Genomic DNA, 428 nt, shown 5'->3' with positions numbered 1-428 from the left:
CTGTCGATGCTGTCGTCCGATTCGCAGGCGATGGGCCGCGTCGGCGAGGTGATCATCCGCACCTGGCAGACCGCGCACAAGATGAAGGTGCAGCGCGGTGCGCTGCCGGAGGACAACGCGCGCAACGACAACTTCCGCGCGAAGCGCTACGTCGCGAAGTACACGATCAACCCGGCCATCACGCACGGGATCGCGCACGAAGTCGGCTCGATCGAGCCCGGCAAGTGGGCCGACCTCGTGCTGTGGGAGCCGGCGTTCTTCGGCATCAAGCCGTCGATGATCCTGAAGGGCGGGATGATCGCGATGGCGCAGATGGGCGACCCGAACGCGTCGATCCCGACGCCGCAGCCGGTCCATTACCGCGAGATGTTCGCCACGCGCGGCGGTGCGCTCGCGCGCACGTCGCTGACCTTCGTGTCGCAGATGGC

1 protein-coding gene is annotated in these 428 nt (G+C 67.3%); it reads left to right on the top strand.

The features are described from left to right. The coding region (locus tag SB816_RS29940; protein ID WP_410547982.1) for an amidohydrolase family protein at nt 1-428 on the top strand (428 nt) is incomplete at both ends.

The sequence above is a fragment of the Achromobacter sp. SIMBA_011 genome, from assembly GCF_046535435.1.
Lineage (GTDB): Bacteria > Pseudomonadota > Gammaproteobacteria > Burkholderiales > Burkholderiaceae_B > Achromobacter > Achromobacter dolens.
The sequence above is the reverse complement of the archived record's forward strand: the minus strand, read 5'-3'. Positions and strand labels throughout refer to the sequence as shown.